Below are 21,493 nucleotides of genomic sequence, written 5' to 3'. Positions count from 1 at the left end.
CCACTGTGTCGCCCGTCTCCCGCTCGCAGGGGTTGCTTCGAAGTCAAAGTAGGCTAGATTAGTGCTTCGACTTCGAAGCACGCGAGGGAAGGATGACCATGAAGGCAGTGCAGTACCACTCCTACGGCGTTACCGACGTCCTCGTCTACGAGGACGCAGACCGTCCGGAGCCGGGTGCGGGCCAGGTCCTGGTGAAGGTGGCGGGCGCCGCGTTCAACCCGGTCGACGCATCGATCCGCGCGGGCTACTTCCCTGAGGTGTTCCCGCTGGTGATGCCGCATATCCCGTGCTACGACGTGGCGGGCACCGTGGCAGAGGTGGGCGAGGGCGTGACCGGCTGGACCGCCGGGGACACGGTCCTAGCGTTCCTGCCGATCGCCGGGCGCGGCGCGGCCGCCGAGTACGTCGTCGCGCCCGCCGAGGCCTTGGCAGCCGCGCCCCGCACGGGCGACCTGGCCGACGCCGCGGCGCTGCCCTCCGTCGGCCTGACCGCCTGGCAGGCGCTGTTCGAGCAGGTCGGCCTGAAGCCAGACCAGACCATCCTGATCAACGGCGCGGGCGGCGCGGTGGGCGCGTACGCGGTGCAACTCGCGGTGCGGGCGGGCGCGGTCGTGACCGCGACCGCCAGCGCCCGCAGCCGCGACCGCATCCAGTCCTACGGCGTGGACCGGATCATCGACTACACCGAGACTCCGCTCTACGAGGCCGTGACAGGGCAGCGGTTCGACGTGGTGCTGAACCTGGTACCGCCGAGCCCGGAGGACCTCACCCGGCTGCTGGACCTGGTCGTCGACGGCGGCGCCTTCGCCAACACCATCCCCCCGGGCCCAGAAAGCTCCCTTCGCGACATACGGATCTGCCAGGTCTTCGGCCGCAGCGACGCCGAGCAGCTCGCCGAGCTGGTCAACCGCGTCGACGCCGGGGAACTGGCCATCTACCTGGCCCAGCGCAGGCCGCTGGTCGACCTGCGCGCCATCCACGAGGAGGCCGCCGCCGGGCAGCTGCCCGGCAAGACCGTCCTGATTCCATGACCTGCGGACCCACCGGCCCGGCTAGGCACGACCGCGCCGGGCCGGTGGGTAGCGACGAAATCGAGGAGTGTTTGCCCGTGCTTTCGACGTTACATTCGGACCCAGTGGTCTCGACCCTGAACCAGCTGCTGGCCGCTGAGGACCAGCAGGACCTGGTGGCCGCCTTCGCGGACGCAGGCGTGGACATGGGGGGCGAGTACCCCGTGGATGTGAGCGCGGCCGACCTGGCGGAGCGCACGAAGGACATCATCATGTCGGTGTCCAGGGAGGGTGGGCAGCTGCTGTACCTGCTCGCCCGAGCCGCCAAGGCGCGAACCGTGGTGGAGTTCGGCACCTCGTTCGGGATCTCGACGCTCTACCTGGCCTCCGCCGTGCGTGACAACGACGGCGGCCAAGTGATCACGACCGAGTTGCAGGCGGACAAGGCGCGCAGCGCACAGGAGAACTTCGCCGCGGCAGGCCTCTCCGACATCATTGAGCTGCGACTCGGCGACGCACGGGAAACGCTGAAGGACCTGCCCGCGCCGGTCGACCTGCTCCTCCTGGACGGATGGCTGGACCTGCGGCTGCCGGTCATCAAGATCGTGCAACCGCGGCTACGGCCCGGCGCCCTGGTGATCGTCGACGACATCGACCTGCATATCGGCCGGGACTTCACCCGGGACTTCCTCGAGTACGTCAACGATCCGGCCAACGGCTTTCTGTCCCTGCGACTCCCGGTCCACCAGGGCGTCCAGGTGTGCCTCAAGCTCAGCTGATGTATGACAACACTGAGGACTCGTTCCAGGATAACCGGTGTGCAGGCTGTGTGTTCCGACTGCGGGAACGGACCGCTGGTCGGGCGTACGCGTGTCCGCCTGGCCACACGACCATCCTCCGGCCGTCCTGAAACGAGCTCGCCATGATGGACATCAGAGTCCTCGGTCCACTGTCGATCCACCATGGGAATGTGGAGATAACGCCCACGGCGCAGAAGCTGTGCACCGTGCTCGCCCTCCTGCTGCTCAACCGCGTGCGGGTGGTGCCCGTCTCGGCGCTGATCTATGAGTTATGGAAGGACGGCCCACCGAAAAGCGCGCGCGCGGCGTTGCAGATCTACGTTTTCCACCTGCGGAAGATGCTGACCCAGTCGACGGGACTCACCCTGGCCGAGGTTTCTGAGAACATACTGCAGACAGTGCGCAACGGGTACCGCTTCGTCGTCGAACCCGGGCAGTTCGACCTGAAGGTCTACAACCGGCTCCGACGGGACGGGTGCACGGCCATGGGGGCCGGCGACTACCGCTTGGCCGCCCAGCACTTCCGCCAGGCCCTGGACCTCTGGCGCGGCCCTGCGGTGGCCGACGTCGAACCGGGCACCAGAATCCGGGCCGAAGTCGCCGCGCTCGAACAGTCCCGGATGACGATGCTGGACTACCGCATCGAACTGGACCTGCGGCTGGGTCTGCACCGCGAGATCCTCAGCGAACTCGCGGTGCAGACCCTGCGCAACCGCTTCCAAGAGAATCTCCACGCCCAGTACATGATCGCGTTGTACCGGTCGGGCTACCGCATCCGCGCGTTGGAGGCATTCCACCGGTTGCGCCACAACATGCTCACCGAGTTCGGGCTTGAGCCGTCGTCCAGACTGAAAGAGCTCCACCAGGCGGTGCTGACTCTGGATCCCGCCTTGGACGGGGCGGAGGTTGTTCCGCTGCCGCGACGGCCGACGGCGGACCTTCCGGAGATTCCCGCGCTGGCCAGCTCGTTCTGACACCGCGACGGCACTCGTACGGCGGGTGACCGAGGCCGGGGTGGGCGGGTGCTCTCGAGGGCACCCGCCCACCCCGGCCTCGCTCGCACCACACCGCCCACTCAGGACACACGGGTGTGTCGCGGTACTACAGGCCCGCCGCCGTGAGCACGGTCTTGACGCAGTCATCGACGAGGCGCTCGGCGCGCTCCCGGGGCACCGCCTCGTCGATGTGCGTGAAGTTCCAGTTCAACTGGCCGTAGCTGGTGCTGACCGACGAGGCGAAGTAACCGACGACCGAGATGCCGCCCACGAACTGCGCCCCCGACAACCGCCACCCGCCCAGGACGCCGGGAAAGTCGAATCGGCCGATGTTGGACACGAAGAAGTTGAACGAGCCGTGCTCCTCCATGTATCGGATGAGAGGCTCGCTGTCGGCGACGCTGGTCGGCCCCTGGCTAGCGAGAAGGCTGAACACCGAGTACTGCTCGCCGCGGCGCTTGCGCGCGCTGATGTCCTTGTTGACGAACCGGGCCATCGACCACAGGTCGTCGCGCTGGTAGGCGACCACCGAGTGCACCGCCGAGACGAAGCACCCGACCTCGTCCTCGGAGACCGGCCGGTCGAGCTCATCCCGGAAGGTGACGGGGGAGCCGACCGCGAAGTGCGCACGCGGCTTGGCTCCGGCGTCGCGCGCCACGGCAGAGGCCATCGCCGCGGCCAGCACGCCGTGCAGCGTGACGCCTTCCCGCTTGCACGCCATCGTGAGCCTCTCCAGCATGTCGCTGTCGATCGACCGGTGCAGCAGCCGAGTCCGGCGGAGCTGGAACGGCACGAAGCGATCGGGCACGACGCGGCCCACCACCGCGTCCTGCGCCGTGTCGGGCTCGTCGTCGGCCGCAGGGTCCTTGTCGGGCAGCACACCCGACATGTCGCGGTAGCGCGCCGGGAAAAGGTCTTCCACCGCGACCGGGACAGGTCCATCCGCGACATCCGGGTCGGACGTCCGCGGCTCGGCGGCGAGCCGCACCCATTGCCGCAGCAACGCGAGGGCGGTCGTCCCGTCGGCGATACAGTGCGGCACGCTGAGGACCATGTCGTGGACCTGCCCCGGCTGCCTGATGAGGACGGCGCGGGCCAGGGGGCCGGACCGCCAGTCGACCGATTCGGCGAACTCGTGCTCGTCCACCTCGCGTTCCCACCGCGACTCCTCGGAGTGGGTCAGGCTCACCTCGCGCAGAGGGATCGAGTTGTTCGTCGGCACGAACCATGGTCCGCCGGGTAACTCGTCTGTGATGGCCGAGCGCAGCAGCGGTTGCCGGGCTTGCAGCGCGCGCAGTGCCTCGGTCAGCGCCTCAGTGGATAGTTCGCCCTCGACGCGGACGCGGGCGCAGACGTTGAGTGTGGAGAGTTGGTCGATGATCCAGTACCAGCGTTCCGCCGGGCTCAACGCCCTGAACGGGCCGGCGTGCCCATCGACGGTGCCCGACTTCTTGACGGCTGAGGCATTCATGCCAATTAGCCCCAATCATGGCGCGATGCACGGTGGCATCGGCGGCGAATAGTGAGAGAAGTGCAAGAAATCGAGAGCCGCTAATCGCATGCCACACTAGCAAGTATGCAACGACTGTCAACCGTTTCATGCGATTTAGATCGTCCAGGGGTACACTGGGGCTTTAGAGACATTTAACTGGTTCTCAAGCGTGCTGTGATGGCATTTCGAATGACCGTCGGGCTCTCCCCGCTATGAGCGAATCGATGGCAGGCGGCCGGGAGCCGACCACGTGGGGACCTTCGCTGGTGGCATCGATTTCGAAATGAGGCAAGGGCAGTCCCGTGAGCGAACCCGGTCGTTTCAGCGAGGTGCGCTCGATTCCCGCGCTCCGACATCACAGCATTCAGGAGGCATGCCGCTATGACCGAATCGGTAGTCGTCCAGACCCCTCCCCCTCTCATCCACATCGACCCCTCGGGCGCCGACCGCCACGGCGAGGCGGTACGGATGCGCGAACTCGGCCCGGTCATCCGCGCCGTGCTTCCCGGTGGCGTCCAGATGTGGGTGGTCACCGAGTACGCACTGCTCGCCGACCTCGCCAACGACCCGAGAGTGGGCCGGGACTGGCGCCAGTGGGACGCCCTGCGGCGCGGCGAGGTCCCCGAGGACTGGCCGCTACTCAGCATGATCCGGCTCAACAACGCGATGGCCCGCGACGGCGCGGAGCACCGGCGGCTGCGCAAACCGCTGACCCGCACCTTCACCCGCGCCCGGATCGAGCGTCTGCGGCCGCGGGCCGAAGAGATCGTGAACACCATGCTGGACGACCTGTCCAACCACGTCGGACCAAACGGCGTCGTCGACGTGCGCAAGCACTACGCCTACCCGTTCCCCATGCAGGTGATCTGCGAGCTCATCGGCGTGCCCAAGGCGTGGTGGCCCCGGTTCCGCGAACTCATCGACACCGTCATCCGCGCCGACACGACCGCCGAGGAGTACCTCACCACCCAACAGGAGCGGCACGAACTGTGGCAGCGGCTCTTCGCCATGCGGCGCGCCGAGCCGGCCGACGACCTGACCAGCGCGATGATCGCCGTCAACGACGAGGACGGCGCCCTCACCGACGACGAGCTCGAAGACACCCTGTGGATGCTCATCGGCGCGGGCCACGAGACCTCGATCAGCCTGATCGTCAACGCGACGCGGGCCCTGCTCACCCACCCGGACCAGCTGGCCCTCGTCCGCGATGGCGACGCCGAGACGTGGTCCAAGGCCATCGAGGAGACCCTGCGCTGGGACGCCCCGGTCGGTAACTTCCCGGCCAGGTTCCCGACCGAGCACATCACGGTGGGCGGCGTCACCATTCCCAAGGGCGACGCCATCCTCGCGCCCTGGAGCGGAGTCAACCGCGACCCGGCCAAGTACGGCCCGGACGCCGACCGGTTCGACATCACCCGGACCAACCAGAAGCACCTGGCGTTCGGCGGTGGACCGCACATGTGCATCGGGACCGCCCTGGCCCGGCTCGAGGCGGCGGTCGCCCTGCCCGCGCTGTTCTCCCGCTTCCCCGACCTCAGGCTCGCCGTCGACTCCGCCGAGTTGACCGCGGTCCCGTCAATCTTCTCCAATTCGGTGACCAGCCTGCCGGTGTACCTCGGCCCGTCACGGGGCTGACCCGTTCACGTGACCGTCGAGGCCAGATCCGGCAGCGCCATCTTTCGCGGCAGGTGCCCGCCATCGTGCCCTGGGCAGGCTTTGCCGTCGTCCGGACGCTGGTCGAACACCTCGTCGGCCTCGGACACCGAGATCATTCATAGGATCGCATGGATATGCAGAATTAAGCCGACGTTCGGGCAGTTTTTTCCGGGCGTTTCGCATTTATCGACCGGTTAAGCTATGGGTGCACTGCATAGTCCTCCATGGGGGTTCGAGTCGCCGGGGAGCCGAGCGAGTGAATGATCGGAATGTCGTTCGCCCGGTGTTGCGAAACTGTCCCGCTTCAGCGCGAGCGTGCCCGGTCCCGACCACTGCGCCGCTGTGGAAGCCGGGACATCACCGCAGCTCACATCCAAGAACGGAGTGTCGACATCCTTCAGGATCAACAGTGATCACCCGCTATGACCGCAGCCGCCGAACATCTGGGCGCCCCCGGAAGTGGCGAGGTCACTCCTGGGCGGCCAGGGTATCCAGGACCTGCTGGCCGTATTTGGCGAGCTTGCTCTCTCCCACCCCGCTCACCGTGCCCAGTTCCTCCAGCGTCGCCGGAGCCCTGACCGCGATCTCGCGCAGCGTCGCATCGTGGAAGACGACGTAGGCGGGCACGCCCTGCTCCCTGGCCGAGGCCGCGCGCCAACCGCGCAGCCGTTCGAAGACCGGGATGGCCTCCTTGGGGAGCTCCACGACCTGACTGGATGAGGACTTCGTTTTGGCGGCGGCCTTCGCCGCGGGGGAACCCGCCGGGCGGGCCGGGTCGCGGCGCAGCATGACCTGCCGCCGCCGTCCCAGCACCTCGGCACTCGCCTCGGTGAGCACCAGCGTGCCGTAGTCACCCTCGACCGCCAACAGCCCCTGGGCGAGCAACTGACGCACCACACCGCGCCACTCCCGCTCGGTCAGCTCGGCGCCGATGCCGAACACGGTCAGCGAGTCGTGCCGGTGCTGCACGACCTTGGGGGTGCTCCGGCCGAGCAGGATGTCCACGAGCTGGCCGGCGCCGAACTTCTGCCGCCGCTCGTGCTGCAGCCGGTACACCGCCGACAGCAGCTTCTGCGCGGCGACCGTGCCGTCCCAGGTTGACGGCGGGGACAGGCAGGTGTCGCAGTTGCCGCAGGGTTTGCCGCTCTGCCCGAAGTAGGCGAGTAACCGCACCCGACGGCACTCGACCGTCTCGCAGAGCGAGAGCATGGCATCGAGGTGGGCGGCTGACCGCCGCCGGTGCACGTCGTCCCCCTCGGAAATGTCGATCAGCTTGCGATGCTGGACGACGTCGGGCAGGCCGTAGGCCAGCCATGCGGTGGATGGCAGGCCGTCCCGCCCGGCCCGGCCGGTCTCCTGGTAGTAGCCCTCGATCGACTTGGGCAGGTCGAGGTGGACCACGAAACGCACGTCCGGCTTGTCGATGCCCATGCCGAACGCGATGGTGGCGACCATGACCACGCCGTCCTCGCGCAGGAAACGGGCCTGGTTGTCGGCCCGGGTGGCCGGGTCCAGCCCGGCGTGGTAAGGCAACGCGGTAAAGCCGTTCGCACTGAGGAACTCGGCGGTCTTCTCCACCGAGGCCCGGGACAGGCAGTAGACGATGCCCGCGTCGCCGGCGTGCTCTCCACTCAGCAGGCCGAGCAGCTGCCGCCTGGGCTCGTTCTTCGGCACGATCCGATACTGGATGTTGGGCCGGTCGAAGCCGGCCACGAAGTGCCTGGCCCGCCCGAGGTTCAATCGCTCGGCGATCTCGGCGTGGGTGGCCGGGGTAGCGGTCGCGGTCAGCGCGATCCGCGGCACGTCCGGCCAACGCTCGTGCAGCGCGGACAGCGCAAGGTAGTCGGGCCGGAAGTCGTGCCCCCACTGGGCCACGCAGTGCGCCTCGTCGATGGCGAAAACGGAGATCGAGCCGCGGTCCAGCAGTCGCGCGGTGGCCTCGGTGCGCAGCCGCTCCGGCGCCAGGTAGAGCAGGTCCAACTCGCCGGCGACGAACGCGGCCTCGACCAGCCGCTGCTCCTCCATGTCCTGCGTCGAGTTGAGGAACCAGGCCCGCACGCCGAGCGCGCGCAGCGCGTCCACCTGGTCCTGCATCAGCGCGATGAGCGGGGAGATCACCACTCCGGTGCCCTTACGCACGAGGGCCGGGATCTGGTAGCACAGCGATTTACCGCCGCCGGTGGGCATCAGCACCAGCGCGTCGCCACCGGCCACGACATGGTCGATGATCTCCTGCTGGCCGAGCCGGAAGGACTCGTAGCCGAAGACGCGGCGCAGCACGTGCCGCGCCTCATCCGGATCCTGCGCCGCCGCCGCGATCGCCTCCGGCTCCGGCCCATCCGGGCCCGGCACAGGTCTCTCCGCAGAGCCGGTTCCAGCGCGCACCTCGGGACTCCCCCCGCGACCGTTCTCAGACACCGCGCCATCCTAGAAAGCTTCACCGGCCCCGGTGGCCGACCTGTGGGACCCTGTGGACAACGAACGCCGCGGCTCGGGGCAGCACCGTCTGCTCTGTCTCATCGTCCGCCCCCGTCGCATCGCCCAGCGGTCGCCGCCTCCGCACCGATCGCGACCGGTTGGCGTCTAGACGAATGATTCCTAATGGATCACGACTGGGGCATCTCCTTGGCGGACATGAGGAGAGGGCGTCCAAGAATCAGGGTGGAGATCTTTCGGCGTACCCACACGACAGCCTTGCAGTTGATGTACGTGATTACGTACACTCCAGGGATAGGGAGGATACGATGCACCCGATGTCCGCGAGCGAGTTCCGCTCGAACCTGGCAGCGGCCCTGGACCGCGTCACCGAAGATCTCGACGAGATCGTGGTGACCCGGCCCAACCGCGAGCCCGCCGTCGTGATCAGTCTGCGCGAGTACGAGTCCCTGAAGGAGACGGCATTCCTCCTCGGCATTCCCGCCAACGCCCGTCACCTCGCCGCGTCCATCCAAAGCCTGCGCGGCGGCCAGGCCCAGCCTCGTGAACTCATCGAAGACGACGACCAGGAAACCGAGTGAAGATCCTCTTCACGCCGGAGGCCTGGGATGACTACCTCTGGTGGCTGCAGAACGACCGCGTAACCCTCAAACGGCTGAACCGACTGATCGAAGACATCTGCCGCAGCGGTTATGAAGGCATCGGCAAACCCGAACCCCTCCGGCAGAACCTGTCGGGTTTCTGGTCACGCCGCATCACCACCGAACACCGCATCGTCTACGCCATCGAAGCCGACATCGTCCAGATCGTCGCCTGCCGCACCCACTACGAATGAAAGGATCGACGAGGTGCAACATCGTCTCGGTTCGACGGCGCCGATGAGCGAGGAGCTCCGAGTTCACCTGTCGGGGTGCGCGGTCTGCTGCGAGGAAGCGCGGTCGCCGGCTGCTCTGGTGGCCGAGGAGCACGGCCTTTCCCCGGCCGAGGCCATCGCGCGACTGGACGCCGCGTTGCGGATTCGGTAAGTAATCGGCAGCTCCCCTGGCTACTCGTGCCGCCTCCGGCAGCTCTACCGGAGGCGGTGATGTCGCATCACGCGACGGCGGTTCCCTCGAGTTCGACCATCAGGTCGGGGATCGCCAGCCGTGTCACTCCGAGCATCGTGGTGGTCGGCGCCACCCTGGCAGCGCCCAATCGGGACGCCAGCACGCCGTAGTGTTGGAAGAGCAGATCGACGTCGGTGGTGTAGACGTTGAGCCGGACGAGGTTCGCGAGGGACATGCCGGCCTCGCCGAGCACGGTCTCCAGGTTGTCGAGGCTCAGCGCCAACTGCGCCGCCATGTCATCGATATGTTGGGGCTTGCCGTCACCGCTCATCGCGGTCTGCCCGGAGATGTACAGGGTCCGGGTGTGCCCGGAGACGATCTCACCCTGGTTGTACCCCATCTCCACCGACCACGGCCACGGGTTGACCGGCGTTCGCTCGATTGCCACATTTGCTCCATTCGATTCGCCGACATTACATACGTCGTTCGGCTCGGTAGCCGCCACCTTTTGGTCTCGTTAATGAGCCTCCCAACAAATCACGACATCCTGTGTCGTGTATTTCGATAGAGTTTTCGTATGCGCGCCGACCGGTTGGTCTCGCTGGTGCTGCTGCTGCGGCAGCACGGTCGGCTGTCCGCGGCCGCGCTGGCCCGCGAGCTGGAGGTGTCCACCCGCACCGTGCTGCGCGACATCGAGGCGCTGTCCGCAGCCGGCGTCCCGGTCTACGCCGAACGCGGCCGAAACGGCGGTTTCACGTTGTTGCCCGGTTTCCGGACCGAACTCACCGGGCTGAACCATGACGAGGCCCTTGCCCTACTGGTCGCCGGATCACGGCGCGGCGCGCAGGCATTCGGCCTCGGCTCAGCGCTCGCTTCGGCGATGCTCAAGGTGGTTGACGCGCTACCCGAGAGCTATCGGAACACCGTGGCCGGCGCGACCGAGCGATTGCTCATCGACCCGGAGACCGACCTCCTCTCGCGCCGGTTGGTCTCTGAGGAGGTGCCTGACGCCATAGCGGCCGAGGTCCTGCGCGCGGTGTTCGCCGGACACAGGCTGCAGATCCACTACGCGGCTGTGGATCAGACCCCGGAGTGGCGCACGGTGGACCCGATCGGCCTGGTCACCATACGCGACCGGGGTTACTTGCTGGCCACGAGGTCCGGCGCGGATCGCACCTACCGGCTGTCCCGAGTCTTGGCCGCCAAGGAACTCGCCGAACCCGCACAGCGACCAGACCGGGTCGATCTGGGCCGGGCCTGGCAGGAACGCAGCACGCGGTTTCGGACCGGGGGTGACCAGGTCACCGTGCTGGTACGGGTGAACCCGGCGCGGCGGGAGGACCTGCTGAGCACCGCGCTGGCCGTCCACGCCGAGGAGCCCGACGCAGACGGCTGGCTGCGGCTGGAGGTGGCCTTCCAAGATTCACGACACGCCGAATGGGCACTGTGGCAGCTCAGCACGTACGCGGAAGCCCTGGCCCCGCGGTCGTTGCGTACCTCCCTGCGCGACCGCGCCGCCGCGATCGCCACCCGCTACGAAGTCTCATCCTGAAAGAGGTCCAGCGGTTGGTCGGGGTCGGCCAGTGCCCGCGGATCGACGGGTGTGCGTGCGCGGATCAGCTCCTTGATCGGCTCGCCGACACCCCAGACGTTGACGTTCATGCCGGCCAGGACACGATCGTCCTTGAGCCAGAAGGCGATGAACTCACGTGTGGCGACGTCACCTCGGAAGACGACCTGATCGTAGTCGCCTGGCTTGACGAAGCCGACGTACTCCATGCCGAGGTCGTACTGATCGGTGTAGAAGTAGGGCAGTTCCTCGTAGTATGCGGGCCTGCCGAGCATGGTGGCGGCGGCGATGGCGGGTTGTTTGCGGGCGTTGGCCCAGTGCTCTACTCGTATGTGTTCGCGCAGCAGTGGGTGGAAGGCGTTGGCGACGTCCCCTGCGGCGACGATGTCCGGATCGCCGGTGTGCAGGCCCGCGTTCACCACGATGCCGTTGTCCACGTTCAGCCCGGCCTGTTGGGCGAGCCGTACGTTGGGCACGGCGCCGATGCCGACGAGGACGGCGTCAGCGGTGATCTCGCTGCCGTCGCCCAACCGCACTCCGGAGGAGGTGATCTCGCGGGCGGCTGCCCCGAATCGGAGGTCGACGCCGTGGTCGCGGTGCAGGGTGGTGAAGACCGCGGCGACCTCGGGTCCCAGGACGCGCAGCAGGGGCAGTGGCGCTGCCTCCAGGACCGTGACGGCGACACCGGCCTGCCGAGCGGCGGCGGTCACCTCCAACCCGATCCAGCCGGCTCCGATCACCACCAGGCGGGACGCACTGCCCAGAACGTCTTTCAGCGACTCGGAGTCCTCCATCCGGCGCAGGTAGCGCACACTCGCCGCGTCGGCGCCGGGGATCGGCAGCGTCCGGGGACTGGCTCCGGTGGCCAGCAGCAACTTGTCGTAGCCCAGCGCATCGCCGTCGGACAGGTCGACGCGGTGACTGCTGCGGGCGATGCCGGTCGCGGCGACGTCGAGCAGCAGCTCGACCTCGTGGTCGGCGTACCAGCTTTCCGGATGGACGAAGAGACTGTCCCGGTCGGCTTTGCCGGTCAGGTAATCCTTGGAGAGTGCGGGCCGTTCATAGGGGCGGTGGGGTTCGTCGCCGATCAGTATGATCCGCCCGTCGAAGCCCTGCTCGCGGAGGGCTTCGACGGCTTTGGCGCCGGCCAGGCCAGCGCCGATGATCACGAATTTCTGCTTTGCCACGGCGGTGATCTCCTTGTTCAGGCGTGGTCTGGGCGTGCTCTAGGAGTGGACGCCGGTGAGGGCGAAGAACTCCTGACGGGAACGGGCGTCATCACGCAGGGTGCCCAGCAGCGTCGAGGTGACGGTGTTCGAGCCGATCGCCTGAACCCCGCGCAGGGTCATGCAGGTGTGCTCGGCCTCGATCACGACGCCGACACCCTTGGGGTGCAACTGGTCGATGAGCCAGTCGGCCACCTGTTTGGTCAGCCGTTCCTGCACCTGCGGCCGGCGGGCGAAATGCTCGACGATGCGGGCGAGCTTGGACAGCCCGAGGATGCGGTCGCCGGGTAGGTAGCCGACGTGGGCCACCCCGACGAAGGGCAGCAGGTGGTGCTCGCAGACCGAACGGACCGGGATCTGACGGGCCAGCACGAGTTCGTCGTAGCCCTCGTCGTTGGGGAAGGTGGTCAGATCGAACGGGCGTGGGGTGAACAACTCGGCATACGCCCGGGCCATCCGCTCAGGAGTCCTTCGCAGGCTCTCCGAATCCGTGGCGACCCCCAGAGCGCGCAGGAACTCGCCGGCGGCCCACTCGGCGGCAACCAGATCCACCTCGCCGCCGTGCTCGCCGATGACCCGCAGGGCGGTATTGGAATGCATAATCAGCCGCCGTTCACCATCGCTGCCGCCGACGCGCCGGGCACGCCGATGGCGATCAGCCGCGACGAGCCCCTGGCCAGGAAGCCCGGGCCGGACACGAAACGGGAGGCGATATCGAAGACCGGGCTCGCCGCCCATGCCCCGACGGGCACCGTGACCACGAAGGGCTGGAACGGATGCCCGTACGGCCCAGCGAGCACGGCGCTCACGGGATGTTTCGCCTGGTGTAGTCCGCCGGTCATCGCCCACCTCCACGTCCACAGTAATTACACCAACAGATATAGGTCTTATTCGTCGCGCGAGTCAAGACCCTGCTGCTAGGCCGAATGGACACCGGTTTACGGAGACAATCACGGGCGTTATCCTGGCGGTGTGGAGATTGACCCCGCGATCAGTGCCGTCGCCGCGCTCGATGACGTGTTGCGACGGGGCATGTACATGCACATCCGCAGGGCTCGCCGGCCGGTGACCCGGGACGAGGCCGCCGCCGCGGTCGGGATCTCCCGCAAGCTGGCCGCCTTCCACCTGGACAAACTGGTCGACGCCGGTCTGCTGCGAGCCCGATACGAGGCGGTGGGCGGCATCCGCAAGGTCGGACGCACCCCCAAGGTCTACGAACCGGCCGAGACCGACATCCGCGTCACCATCCCCGAACGCCGCCACGAGGTGCTGGCCGGCATCCTCACCGACGCCGTACTGGGAGAAGGCGGCAGCGACAACGCCCGCCAGGCCGCGATCAAAGTGGCAGGCCGGCGCGGCGAAGAACTCGGCGCCGCCGAACGCGCACAGGCCAGACCAGGCCGGCTCGGCGCCGAACGGGCCCTCACCCTGTTGGAAGGCGTGCTGGCACGGCACGGCTTCGAACCCACCCGTGAATCCCCCACCTGCGTCCGGCTGAGCAACTGCCCGTTCCATCCGCTCGCCGCGCGGGCCCCCGAGCTGGTCTGCGGCATCAACCACGCCTTCCTCTCCGGCATGCTCGCCGGTCTGGAAGCCGACGGCGTGGTGCGGGCAGTCCTGGCCCCCCGTTCTGGACAGTGCTGCGTCGAACTGCGCTCCTCCCGAGAAGGCTAGAAGCGACCTCTCGCTCTCATTTTCCGCGCCCTACTGCGGGAGGGGGATCACCCGCCTGATGGCCTCCGGGAACGGGAAGGGCGGCAGGCGGCGATGAAAGACCTGGTGGCGTACGGCTGTCCGGTTCGAGCAGAGCCGTGGACAGGGTGTGGCGATCTCGAGGTCCTGGCCGCGGAGCAGGAAGGTGGTGCCGGCGGCCAGGACGGCGGACGAATCCGGTAGCTGTCAAACACCACGTCCGAGGGCTTGTCTGGGCAGGCCGTTGGGGTAGGCCCAGGCGAGACGGGTCAGGACCAGTGCGGCGGCCATGAGGCCGAAGTCGCGCAGGGCGACATCGCCGTATCCGCCCACCATGAGCAGGTCGATGATGATGCCTCCGAGCCATGCGGCGACCAGGGGCGCCCCGAGCCGCGGCAGGACCAGCACGGCGAGACCGGCGACGATCTCGGTGACCCCGACGAGGTGCATCGCCATCTCGGCGTCACCGGGGACGAGGTCGTTGATCCCGTTCGCGAGGTAACGGGTCCAGTCGCCGGTGAGGATCTTCGCGAACTTGTCGAGCCCGAACAGGATGGGCAGTACCGCGAAGCCCAGACGCAGCGCCCAGAATGCCTGGAAGCCGGGTTCGGCCAGCGTGGGGGTGCGCTGGCTCTTCTTCTGATGCGTGGTGGTGGTCAAGGGACCGTTCTCTCCTTCGTGTCGTCCTGAGGCAATATCGGCGCCGTGCGCCGGCCCACGCCCGGGATCGCGGCCCATATCGCGCGACTCCCGAGCGTGGTGCGCCTTCACCGTTGGGGCGCGGGTTCAGAACTTGCCGGGGAACTGGGTGATGAGGCCCTGGCTGAGCATGTCGGCCATCTCCGCCATGTGCTTTTCGGCCTTGTCGTACTTGGTGATGGCCGCGGCGAACCTACCGTTGAGGACGTCACCGGCGTAGCCGATGGTCTGCGTGATGTGCATCTTCATCATCGAACGCATCTCCTGCCGTCCCCAGGCCGGGTTGGCCGTGGCGAGGAAGTCCGCGATGTCTCGGGCGTTGGCGTACCAGTCCTTGACAGCCTTGTTCAGGGCGGCCTTGTCGCCGGACTTGGCGGCGGTGAGGACGGGAACCGCTTGCTCGATGTGGGTGGTGAGCAGCTTGGTGAGGCTCTTGGCGGCCTTGTCGCCGTAGAAGGGCGCGACCGCGTTGCCGATGTCGGCCTGGTTGTGCAGGAGGCGGTCGATGGTGGGCTTGAGCGAGGGTGAGTCGGCGGCGAATGCGACCACCGTGGCGTAGGTCCATTCCATGTGCTGGTGCCACAGCGTCCGCATCGTCGCGTAGAGGGCCGCCCGCGCAGCCTGGTCACCGGCATGGTGACCGGTGCTCGCCTGGTTACCGGTGCTCGCGTAGTCGTTGGTGCTCGCTGCCGCGACCGCGTTGTCGTGGCCGCAGGCCGCGAGCACGGTACCGGACAGCGCCAGCGCCGTGATCAGGGAAACCGCCGAAACGCGGTTCCTCGCCGTGTGCCGGATGGCCATGGTGGTCCTTTCTGCAGGGCCCGCGTCGCTGAACGGCAGGCGCGCCGTGGCCGGCTCGCGCACGGCCCGGGGGGTGGTCATGCACACTTAGTGGGCGGCCGGCGGCGGCGTCTTACCGGCTTCTCGCCGACTTCTTGTCGGCGCGGAAGAATTTGTTCGGCCCCCGGTAAGACACGGCTGGTCGAAACGCACTAATCACACATGGGCGGTGTTGACGACCTGCGCGGCATCCCGGTGTCAGCGCGACCTCAGCCTCGGGGCCGGGTGCTGCGATGGCGCCGCGAGCAGCTCATCGCCGCCGGGTACGACGCCTGCTGCCGTGGATCGAAACGACCCGGAAGGACCGGCCAAGGGGTGGACGTGAGTGAGGCGGACCGATTGATGATCCACTACCGCGATCCGGGGGATCCGCGGACCGAAGACCCGCCCCCCGGAGAGGAGTGGGTCACCCAACTGTCCATGACCGGGCCGGTGCGCGAGAACGCGGTGGCACGTCTGCACGGGTTGATGCTGCGCGCGGCCCGGCATCAGGTCAGCCGCATGCCGGATGCGGCCGGACTCGGCGCGGCCCTCCGGGAGGAGATCGTGCACTCGGCGGCAGACGAGGCGACGTTGTCGGTCCTGACGCGGCTGAGCACGTTCGAGGGCCGCAGCCGGTTCACGACCTGGGCGTACAAGTTCGGGATCCTCCACGCGGGTGTCGAGGTGAGACGTGCCGCCTGGAACGGGCGGGAGATCGAGCTGCACGAGGTGGCGGAGCCGCGGGAGGCCACCGCGACCTCCCCTGAAGCGTACGCGGAGGGACGCGACCTGGCCGAGGCCGTACGAGACGGACTCGGTCAGGTGTTGACACCGCATCAGCGACGTATCGCCGTCGCGTTGCTGGTCGACGAAGTACCGATCGACGTGCTGGCAGAGCGGCTCGGGACCAACCGCAGCGCGCTGTACAAGACGTTGCACGACGCCCGGAAACGACTGCGGGCCCACCTGTCCGCCCAGGGCTTCCTGCCGGCACAAACCACGAAGGAGGTGAACCGATGACGAAACGTGAACCGCTGAGCCCGGAGGCCGTCGAACGCCTGATCGCAGCCACCGAACCCTGGCTGTCCTGCGACGACTGCTTCGAACAGATCGATGCCGCCATCGACAAGGTGGTCGATTCAACTGGGTCTATGAGCGAGGAGCTCCGAGTTCACCTGTCGGCGTGCGCGGTCTGCTGCGAGGAAGCGCGGTCGCTGGCTGCTCTGGTGGCCGAGGAGCACGGCCTGTCCCCGGCCGGCGCCATCGCGCGCCTGGACGCCTCGATGCGGATTCGGTGAGTCATCGAGAGTTCCCCTGACAACCCGGCAATGTCGCCGGCGGGGTTCGCACCGGGCTTCGCTCCCCCGGTCGCCAGGGCGGTACTGCCGATCACCCTGAGTGGAGCACCTCCGTGCCCAGCCGGACGGGACCGATCTCGATGCCACCGGCGGGACCGCCGCGCAGGCTCATTCCGGTCACACCCGGACGGTCCGCGGCGTGAACCCGGACGGATCCGCCGGGCCACGACAGGTCCAGCGCCGAGACGTCTTCGGTCATTCGAGCCCCGAGCAGGTCCCCGAAGACGAGCCGGGAGAACTCGAGGTCCGTCGACGCCAGGTGCGTGGTCCCCAACCGTGCGACCGCTCCCGGTGCGGTCTCCCACAGCGGGGTCCACCACAGCGGCTCGGTGGCTCCCCGGGAGCTGGGAAGGTTTTCGATGCCACGGGTACGAGTCGACAACAGCCGGTCGACGGGCGGGTAGCTCCGGTCGGACTGGGCGAGCTGGATGACGACACCGTGCTTGGCGTCGGGCGCGATGAACGCCTCGCGCCACGGCGGGTGGTCGTAGTCCTCCCCGACGACGGTCAGGCCGAGTGCGCGGGCGTGCGCCACGATCGCGCGCAGGTCCGGTACGACGAAGGTGATGTGATGCGGACCCTCACCGCGGGCGTCCAGGAAGCGGGTGAGAAATCCCTCGCCTCTTGGCTCCAGCAGCTCCAATCTCGCACCGTCGTCGGCGGTGCCGACGTGGAGCAGCAGGTACCCGAACTGCGCGAGCCGCTCACCGAAGATCGGGGTCGCGCCCAGCTCGCGCCGTAGCCGCCGTGCCCAGCTCATCGCGTCATGGACGGCGAACGACGTGTGGTCGAGGGCTACGCCTGCGATGGCATGGCTCCTTTCACGCGGCCGGCCGCCAGGATGGCCGACACGATCATGGCGTCGCGCTGCGCGGCCAGGGCATCGAGGTCACCGGACCTGGTGGCCGCCAGTCCGTCGGCCAGCCGGGCCGCGGTGGCCTCGTCCAGATGTGGGTGCCCCAGGTCGTCCCACCAGCGGTTGAAGCTGTCGGCGTACCGCTCGCAGAAGGCGGCGATTCCTCCCTCGCCGGCGCCGAGGTGGAACAGCGTCGTCGGCCCCCAGGCGGCCCAGCGCAGGCCCGGCCCGGAGGAGATGGCGGTGTCGATGTCGTCCACGGATGCCACGCCCTCGTTGACGAGGTGGATGACCTCTCGCCACAGGGCGGCCTGCAGCCGGTTGGCGACGTGGCCCGGGACTTCCCGCTTGACCTCGATCGTCACCTTGCCGACGGACTCGTAGAAGTCCCGGGCCCGGTCGACCACGCCGTCGCCGGTCCGCTCGTTGCCCATGACCTCGACGAGGGGGATCAGATGCGGCGGGTTGAACGGGTGACCGAGAACGAGCCGGTCCGGACGGTCCCAACCGGCCTGCAGCTCGGTGAGGGTCAGGCCGGATGCCGACGACGCCACGATGGCGTTCTCGGCGAGGGCGGGTTCGATCTCGGCGTACAGCCGGTGCTTGAGCTCGATCCGCTCGGGCACGCTCTCCTGGACGAACTGGGCGCCCGCCACCGCCGTATGCGCGTCGGCGCATACGAGCAGCTCGCCTTCCGGCTCGGCCCGGGTCGTCAGACCGAGCTCGATCAGGGCCGGCCACGCTGTCTCCACCGCGCGGCGGACCCGCCCCTCCGCGGCCGGGTCGGGGTCGAACAGCGTGACCGACTTTCCGGCGGCCAGGAACAGGGCGGTCCAGCTCTGGCCGATCACTCCGCCGCCGAGCGAGGCGACGCGGGCGACCTCGACGGGCGACGAGGCGCGTTCAGAGGGTGACAGCTCAGAAGGTGACAGCTCAGAAGGTGACATGGTCGGCTCCCTTCAGACCGAGCCGCTCCCGGGCCTGCGCCGGGGTGGCGACCTCATGCCCGAGCGCCTCCACAACGCCGCGGATCTTCCGTACCTGGTCGGCGTTCGACGTCGTGAGCTCGCCGGGCCCGATGAACAGACTGTCCTCCATGCCCACCCGCAGGTTGCCGCCGAGCATGGCGGCCTGCGTCGCGAACGGCATCTGGTGGCGTCCGGCGGCGAGCACCGACCATTCGTAGCCGTCCCCGAACAGCCGGTCCGCCACCGTGTGCATGTGCTGGAGGTTGTCGAGGTCCGCACCGACGCCGCCGAGCACTCCGAAGACCATCTGCACGAAGAAGGGCGGCTCGATCCAGCCCTGGTCGATGAGCCAGGCAAGGTTGTAGAGGTGGCCGAGGTCGTAGCACTCGAACTCGAACCTGGTCCCGTGGCCGTGGCCGAGCTCCTTCACGACGTACTCCAGGTCGGCGAAGGTGTTCTTGAAGACGAAGTCGCGGGTCATCTCCAGGAAGGCCGGCTCCCAGTCGTGCTTCCAGTGCGAGTACTTCCGCAGCATCGGGAAGATCCCGAAGTTCAGCGAGCCGACGTTCAGCGATGCCATTTCCGGGGAGGTCACGACGGCGGCCCGAAGCCGTTCCTCGCGGGTCATGCCGAGGCCTCCGCCGGTCGAGACGTTCAGGACGGCGTCGCAGGCCTCCTTGATTTTCGGCATGAAGTCCAGGAACAGCTCGGGCCGCGGGTCGGGCCGGCCGGTCTCGGGATCGCGGGCGTGGAGGTGAATGATCGCCGCCCCCGCTTCGGCGGCCTCGATGGACGCGGCGGCGATCTCGTCCGGAGTCACCGGCAGGTGCGGTGACATCGTCGGCGTGTGAATGCCGCCGGTGGGTGCGCAGGTGATGATGACGGGCCTCGACATGACCGTTCCTCTAGGCGGTGAGCGTGGGGACGGCATCCCCGTGATCGCGCTCGGCGGCGGCCCCTTCCACCCACGAGCGGTAGGCATCGAGAACAAGACCGTGGAAGTGATGCACGCCGTGCTCGGACAGCCCTGAGCCGGACGGGTCGTAGACGATGCGGCCCTGGTCGAAGGCCGGGGTGCTCATGCCGCGCTGGACGCTCTCCACGATGGAGATGTCCTGCTGCTGCAGCACCTCGTCGATGTACCGCGCCGCCTCCACCTCCGCGTCCGTGAGCTCGGCCGTCTCGAAGTAGAAGTCCCAGGTCTCCAGGGTCCGGTCGGGACCGGCCGGAATGACCTGCAGGACCATGAAGTTGCCGCGACCGGGGTAGCGCAGTAGACAGGTGTTGGGCCACAGCCACCACACCGCGTGCTGCGTGACCGACGCACCCGAGATGTCGTACGCGGTGTTCTCCTGCTTGCCGGCCTCGGCGAAGTGGCTCGACCAGATGCCGTGGGTCTTCACCTCGTAGGTGTCCATGTCGACGAGGTCGACGAACTCCTTGTGGGCGATGTGACAGTGGTAGCACTCCAGGAAGTTGTCGATGACGTTCTTCCAGTTGGAGGCGATGTCGTAGGTCAGTCGCTTCGCGTGGGTCAGCCCGGCCACGTCGGGGGCCCACCTGGCGATGTCGGCCGCCAGGTCCCCGGCCTGCTCGCCCAGGGGGGCGGCGCCCGGGTCCAGGTTCACGTAGACGAATCCCCCGAACTCCTCGACCCGCACCCGGTCGAGACAGATCTCGCCCTTGTCGAAGGTCTCCATCTTGTCGGCGCGACGAGCCGCCTTCAGCTGACCGTCCAGGCTGTAGGTCCACGCGTGGTAGGGGCAGACGATGTTGCGCGTGGTGCCGGAGCCCGTGAGCAGCTCATGGGCGCGGTGCTTGCAGACGTTGTAGAAGGCGCGCAGCGCTCCGTCACGATCGCGCACGATCGCGATCGGCATGCCGGCCACGGTGGCCGACACGTAGCTGCCGGGTGACTCGAGCTTCTCCACGTGGCAGATCCACTGCCAGGTGCGGGCGAAGATCGCCCGGACGTCGGCTTCGAACCATGGTGGGTCCGTGTACGCCTCCGACCGCAGCGACATCGATCGTTCTGGGGCCTCGTGGTACCCGGTGCCGACGCGGCGTACGTCGTCAATCGTGACTGGTGCCATGATGGGAGCATACGAGGGCCTGAACGTTCGTTCAATATATTCCTGGACGTTCGTTCAGGTTCGCCGTCGCGCAACCGGCCAATCGGCTAGTGCGATCTCCTCGCAGCGGATGACGGTCCTGCTGATCGAGGCGCGGTCGAGCCCCAGCAGGGCCGTGAGCCACAAGCCGTTCTGGATGACGTCGATGTCGGCGGCCCGCTTACCGCACTCGTCGGGTGACAACTCGGGACGGACCGCACGGATGAGGGCGGCAAGCCCGGCTCGGTAGCGTTTCTGAGCCGCCGTGTTGATGCGCTCGAAGTCCTCATGGGCCTGGGCGAGCGCCCAGAGCTGAAGTCGCAGGGACAGGTACTCCGTCGTCAGGAACTCCGGGTCGGCCACCCGCCTCAGCGCGGCACGCAGCCGCTCTTCCGGTTCCAGCGTGAGATCCGGCTCGACCAACGCGATGTCCTGCTCCTCGATGCGGTGCAGGGCCGCACGGATCAGGCTCGTCTTGTCCTCGTAGTGGTAGTTCACCAGCCCCAACGAGACCCCGGCCTCACGCGCGACGGCCCGCATGCTGACCCCGGATATGCCCTGAAGCGACAGGAGCCGGAGCACCGCCTCGAGGATCCGCGCCTGCCGGTCGACTTTCTCATCGCCGTCCATCGTGCGCACGGGCCTCGGACTCACATCCACCACCTTAGCGGTCGCGTGAGTGGCCGTCGTCTCGCACGGATCGGTGTCACTTCACTGTCAGCGGGCGACAGCACCCTGAGAGCGGACGACCGGTCG

25 protein-coding genes are annotated in these 21,493 nt (G+C 67.9%); 11 read left to right on the top strand and 14 right to left on the bottom strand.

The window, feature by feature from the left end; all coding sequences use genetic code 11:
• Window positions 1-98: 98 nt before the first annotated feature.
• The 3 genes from ACFHYQ_RS04670 to ACFHYQ_RS04660 all read left to right on the top strand — a co-directional run bounded on the left by ACFHYQ_RS04670 (window position 99) and on the right by ACFHYQ_RS04660 (window position 2,784).
• Window positions 99-1,031, top strand: a complete 933-nt coding sequence (locus ACFHYQ_RS04670) for an NADP-dependent oxidoreductase (RefSeq protein ID WP_394299818.1) — start codon at window positions 99-101, stop codon at window positions 1,029-1,031.
• Window positions 1,032-1,135: 104 nt separating this feature from the next.
• Window positions 1,136-1,789, top strand: a complete 654-nt coding sequence (locus ACFHYQ_RS04665; RefSeq protein ID WP_394299817.1) for an O-methyltransferase — start codon at window positions 1,136-1,138, stop codon at window positions 1,787-1,789.
• Between the two features lie 191 nt (window positions 1,790-1,980).
• Window positions 1,981-2,784, top strand: coding sequence for an AfsR/SARP family transcriptional regulator (locus ACFHYQ_RS04660; RefSeq protein WP_394299816.1), 804 nt, complete (start codon window positions 1,981-1,983; stop codon window positions 2,782-2,784).
• Between the two features lie 127 nt (window positions 2,785-2,911).
• On the opposite strand, the gene ACFHYQ_RS04655 is transcribed toward ACFHYQ_RS04660, so the two are convergent.
• Entirely contained in the window at window positions 2,912-4,276 is a 1,365-nt protein-coding gene (locus ACFHYQ_RS04655; protein WP_394299815.1) for a condensation domain-containing protein, read from the bottom strand.
• A gap of 402 nt (window positions 4,277-4,678) precedes the next feature.
• Between ACFHYQ_RS04655 and ACFHYQ_RS04650 the strand changes: the two genes are divergently transcribed.
• Window positions 4,679-5,932 carry a cytochrome P450 family protein gene (locus ACFHYQ_RS04650; RefSeq protein WP_394299814.1) on the top strand — a complete coding sequence of 418 codons (1,254 nt, stop codon included), beginning with the start codon at window positions 4,679-4,681 and terminating at the stop codon, window positions 5,930-5,932.
• A 5-nt stretch (window positions 5,933-5,937) separates the two neighbouring features.
• On the opposite strand, the gene ACFHYQ_RS04645 is transcribed toward ACFHYQ_RS04650, so the two are convergent.
• Together ACFHYQ_RS04645 and recQ are read right to left on the bottom strand one after the other, a co-directional pair.
• Window positions 5,938-6,069 carry a hypothetical protein gene (locus ACFHYQ_RS04645; RefSeq protein ID WP_394299813.1) on the bottom strand — a complete coding sequence of 44 codons (132 nt, stop codon included), beginning with the start codon at window positions 6,067-6,069 and terminating at the stop codon, window positions 5,938-5,940.
• A gap of 352 nt (window positions 6,070-6,421) precedes the next feature.
• Window positions 6,422-8,305: a DNA helicase RecQ gene (gene recQ / locus ACFHYQ_RS04640; RefSeq protein WP_394299812.1), complete on the bottom strand. Its 1,884-nt coding sequence runs from the start codon at window positions 8,303-8,305 to the stop codon at window positions 6,422-6,424.
• A gap of 401 nt (window positions 8,306-8,706) precedes the next feature.
• On the opposite strand from recQ, the gene ACFHYQ_RS04635 reads away from it, so the two are divergent.
• Genes ACFHYQ_RS04635 through ACFHYQ_RS04625 form a run of 3 tightly spaced genes read left to right on the top strand, consistent with a single transcriptional unit; the run spans window position 8,707 to window position 9,414 of the window.
• Window positions 8,707-8,970, top strand: a complete 264-nt coding sequence (locus ACFHYQ_RS04635; protein ID WP_308440851.1) for a type II toxin-antitoxin system Phd/YefM family antitoxin — start codon at window positions 8,707-8,709, stop codon at window positions 8,968-8,970.
• The gene (locus ACFHYQ_RS04630; protein WP_394299811.1) at window positions 8,967-9,224 is read left to right on the top strand and encodes a Txe/YoeB family addiction module toxin; all 258 of its coding nucleotides are present in this window, start codon (window positions 8,967-8,969) and stop codon (window positions 9,222-9,224) included. Before ACFHYQ_RS04635 ends, ACFHYQ_RS04630 begins: the two co-directional genes overlap by 4 nt.
• Before the next feature lie 13 nt (window positions 9,225-9,237).
• Window positions 9,238-9,414 (top strand): hypothetical protein, encoded by a 177-nt coding sequence (locus ACFHYQ_RS04625; protein ID WP_394299810.1) that lies wholly within the window; start codon window positions 9,238-9,240, stop codon window positions 9,412-9,414.
• 67 nt (window positions 9,415-9,481) lie between these two features.
• On the opposite strand, the gene ACFHYQ_RS04620 is transcribed toward ACFHYQ_RS04625, so the two are convergent.
• The gene (locus ACFHYQ_RS04620) at window positions 9,482-9,877 is read right to left on the bottom strand and encodes a RidA family protein (protein ID WP_394300120.1); all 396 of its coding nucleotides are present in this window, start codon (window positions 9,875-9,877) and stop codon (window positions 9,482-9,484) included.
• A gap of 135 nt (window positions 9,878-10,012) precedes the next feature.
• On the opposite strand from ACFHYQ_RS04620, the gene ACFHYQ_RS04615 reads away from it, so the two are divergent.
• Window positions 10,013-10,987, top strand: coding sequence for a helix-turn-helix transcriptional regulator (locus ACFHYQ_RS04615; RefSeq protein WP_394299809.1), 975 nt, complete (start codon window positions 10,013-10,015; stop codon window positions 10,985-10,987).
• On the opposite strand, the gene ACFHYQ_RS04610 is transcribed toward ACFHYQ_RS04615, so the two are convergent.
• The 3 genes from ACFHYQ_RS04610 to ACFHYQ_RS04600 are packed head-to-tail and all read right to left on the bottom strand — an operon-like array spanning window position 10,969 to window position 13,073.
• Window positions 10,969-12,192, bottom strand: coding sequence for an NAD(P)/FAD-dependent oxidoreductase (locus tag ACFHYQ_RS04610; RefSeq protein WP_394299808.1), 1,224 nt, complete (start codon window positions 12,190-12,192; stop codon window positions 10,969-10,971). The two genes, ACFHYQ_RS04615 and ACFHYQ_RS04610, sit on opposite strands and share 19 nt — an antisense overlap.
• A gap of 39 nt (window positions 12,193-12,231) precedes the next feature.
• On the bottom strand, window positions 12,232-12,831 hold the full coding sequence (gene folE / locus ACFHYQ_RS04605) for a GTP cyclohydrolase I FolE (RefSeq protein WP_394299807.1): 600 nt from the start codon (window positions 12,829-12,831) through the stop codon (window positions 12,232-12,234).
• A 2-nt stretch (window positions 12,832-12,833) separates the two neighbouring features.
• Window positions 12,834-13,073 carry a DUF2231 domain-containing protein gene (locus ACFHYQ_RS04600; RefSeq protein WP_394299806.1) on the bottom strand — a complete coding sequence of 80 codons (240 nt, stop codon included), beginning with the start codon at window positions 13,071-13,073 and terminating at the stop codon, window positions 12,834-12,836.
• Between the two features lie 130 nt (window positions 13,074-13,203).
• On the opposite strand from ACFHYQ_RS04600, the gene ACFHYQ_RS04595 reads away from it, so the two are divergent.
• Window positions 13,204-13,905 carry a helix-turn-helix transcriptional regulator gene (locus tag ACFHYQ_RS04595; protein WP_394299805.1) on the top strand — a complete coding sequence of 234 codons (702 nt, stop codon included), beginning with the start codon at window positions 13,204-13,206 and terminating at the stop codon, window positions 13,903-13,905.
• 225 nt (window positions 13,906-14,130) lie between these two features.
• Here ACFHYQ_RS04595 and ACFHYQ_RS04590 read toward each other — a convergent pair whose 3' ends face one another.
• Together ACFHYQ_RS04590 and ACFHYQ_RS04585 are read right to left on the bottom strand one after the other, a co-directional pair.
• Entirely contained in the window at window positions 14,131-14,583 is a 453-nt protein-coding gene (locus ACFHYQ_RS04590; RefSeq protein WP_394299804.1) for a hypothetical protein, read from the bottom strand.
• Window positions 14,584-14,709: 126 nt separating this feature from the next.
• Window positions 14,710-15,504, bottom strand: coding sequence for a hypothetical protein (locus ACFHYQ_RS04585; protein ID WP_394299803.1), 795 nt, complete (start codon window positions 15,502-15,504; stop codon window positions 14,710-14,712).
• Window positions 15,505-15,624: 120 nt separating this feature from the next.
• On the opposite strand from ACFHYQ_RS04585, the gene ACFHYQ_RS04580 reads away from it, so the two are divergent.
• Together ACFHYQ_RS04580 and ACFHYQ_RS04575 are read left to right on the top strand one after the other, a co-directional pair.
• Window positions 15,625-16,464, top strand: coding sequence for an RNA polymerase sigma factor (locus ACFHYQ_RS04580; protein ID WP_394299802.1), 840 nt, complete (start codon window positions 15,625-15,627; stop codon window positions 16,462-16,464).
• Window positions 16,461-16,742, top strand: coding sequence for a hypothetical protein (locus ACFHYQ_RS04575; RefSeq protein ID WP_394299801.1), 282 nt, complete (start codon window positions 16,461-16,463; stop codon window positions 16,740-16,742). Before ACFHYQ_RS04580 ends, ACFHYQ_RS04575 begins: the two co-directional genes overlap by 4 nt.
• Window positions 16,743-16,833: 91 nt before the next feature.
• Here ACFHYQ_RS04575 and ACFHYQ_RS04570 read toward each other — a convergent pair whose 3' ends face one another.
• The 5 genes from ACFHYQ_RS04570 to ACFHYQ_RS04550 are packed head-to-tail and all read right to left on the bottom strand — an operon-like array spanning window position 16,834 to window position 21,391.
• Window positions 16,834-17,610 carry a VOC family protein gene (locus ACFHYQ_RS04570; RefSeq protein ID WP_394300119.1) on the bottom strand — a complete coding sequence of 259 codons (777 nt, stop codon included), beginning with the start codon at window positions 17,608-17,610 and terminating at the stop codon, window positions 16,834-16,836.
• Window positions 17,598-18,605, bottom strand: a complete 1,008-nt coding sequence (locus ACFHYQ_RS04565) for a 3-hydroxyacyl-CoA dehydrogenase NAD-binding domain-containing protein (protein WP_394299800.1) — start codon at window positions 18,603-18,605, stop codon at window positions 17,598-17,600. Before ACFHYQ_RS04565 ends, ACFHYQ_RS04570 begins: the two co-directional genes overlap by 13 nt.
• On the bottom strand, window positions 18,592-19,521 hold the full coding sequence (gene kce / locus ACFHYQ_RS04560) for a 3,5-dioxohexanoate:acetyl-CoA acetone transferase (protein WP_394299799.1): 930 nt from the start codon (window positions 19,519-19,521) through the stop codon (window positions 18,592-18,594). The genes ACFHYQ_RS04565 and kce overlap by 14 nt, the downstream gene beginning before the upstream one ends.
• A 10-nt stretch (window positions 19,522-19,531) precedes the next feature.
• Window positions 19,532-20,719 carry an aromatic ring-hydroxylating oxygenase subunit alpha gene (locus ACFHYQ_RS04555; protein ID WP_394299798.1) on the bottom strand — a complete coding sequence of 396 codons (1,188 nt, stop codon included), beginning with the start codon at window positions 20,717-20,719 and terminating at the stop codon, window positions 19,532-19,534.
• A 54-nt stretch (window positions 20,720-20,773) separates the two neighbouring features.
• A complete protein-coding gene (locus ACFHYQ_RS04550) occupies window positions 20,774-21,391 on the bottom strand; it encodes a TetR/AcrR family transcriptional regulator (protein ID WP_394299797.1) in 618 nt (205 codons plus the stop codon).
• Between the last annotated feature and the right edge of the window lie 102 nt (window positions 21,392-21,493).

Source organism: Sphaerimonospora cavernae (assembly GCF_042435035.1).
In the GTDB taxonomy this organism is placed as follows: Bacteria; Actinomycetota; Actinomycetes; order Streptosporangiales; family Streptosporangiaceae; genus Sphaerimonospora; species Sphaerimonospora cavernae.
The sequence above is the reverse complement of the archived record's forward strand: the minus strand, read 5'-3'. Positions and strand labels throughout refer to the sequence as shown.

What these genes read in the sequence shown, in the direction of transcription:
- kce (WP_394299799.1), bottom strand. Translation starts at nt 19,521, where the DNA reads ATGTCGAGGCCCGTCATCATCACCTGCGCACCCACCGGCGGCATTCAC.
- ACFHYQ_RS04670 (WP_394299818.1), top strand. Translation starts at nt 99, where the DNA reads ATGAAGGCAGTGCAGTACCACTCCTACGGCGTTACCGACGTCCTCGTC.
- ACFHYQ_RS04645 (WP_394299813.1), bottom strand. Translation starts at nt 6,069, where the DNA reads ATGATCTCGGTGTCCGAGGCCGACGAGGTGTTCGACCAGCGTCCGGAC.
- ACFHYQ_RS04575 (WP_394299801.1), top strand. Translation starts at nt 16,461, where the DNA reads ATGACGAAACGTGAACCGCTGAGCCCGGAGGCCGTCGAACGCCTGATC.
- folE (WP_394299807.1), bottom strand. Translation starts at nt 12,831, where the DNA reads ATGCATTCCAATACCGCCCTGCGGGTCATCGGCGAGCACGGCGGCGAG.
- ACFHYQ_RS04635 (WP_308440851.1), top strand. Translation starts at nt 8,707, where the DNA reads ATGTCCGCGAGCGAGTTCCGCTCGAACCTGGCAGCGGCCCTGGACCGC.
- ACFHYQ_RS04615 (WP_394299809.1), top strand. Translation starts at nt 10,013, where the DNA reads ATGCGCGCCGACCGGTTGGTCTCGCTGGTGCTGCTGCTGCGGCAGCAC.
- ACFHYQ_RS04555 (WP_394299798.1), bottom strand. Translation starts at nt 20,719, where the DNA reads ATGGCACCAGTCACGATTGACGACGTACGCCGCGTCGGCACCGGGTAC.
- ACFHYQ_RS04650 (WP_394299814.1), top strand. Translation starts at nt 4,679, where the DNA reads ATGACCGAATCGGTAGTCGTCCAGACCCCTCCCCCTCTCATCCACATC.
- ACFHYQ_RS04655 (WP_394299815.1), bottom strand. Translation starts at nt 4,276, where the DNA reads ATGAATGCCTCAGCCGTCAAGAAGTCGGGCACCGTCGATGGGCACGCC.
- ACFHYQ_RS04585 (WP_394299803.1), bottom strand. Translation starts at nt 15,504, where the DNA reads ATGACCACCCCCCGGGCCGTGCGCGAGCCGGCCACGGCGCGCCTGCCG.
- ACFHYQ_RS04580 (WP_394299802.1), top strand. Translation starts at nt 15,625, where the DNA reads ATGGGCGGTGTTGACGACCTGCGCGGCATCCCGGTGTCAGCGCGACCT.
- ACFHYQ_RS04600 (WP_394299806.1), bottom strand. Translation starts at nt 13,073, where the DNA reads ATGACCGGCGGACTACACCAGGCGAAACATCCCGTGAGCGCCGTGCTC.
- ACFHYQ_RS04565 (WP_394299800.1), bottom strand. Translation starts at nt 18,605, where the DNA reads ATGTCACCTTCTGAGCTGTCACCTTCTGAGCTGTCACCCTCTGAACGC.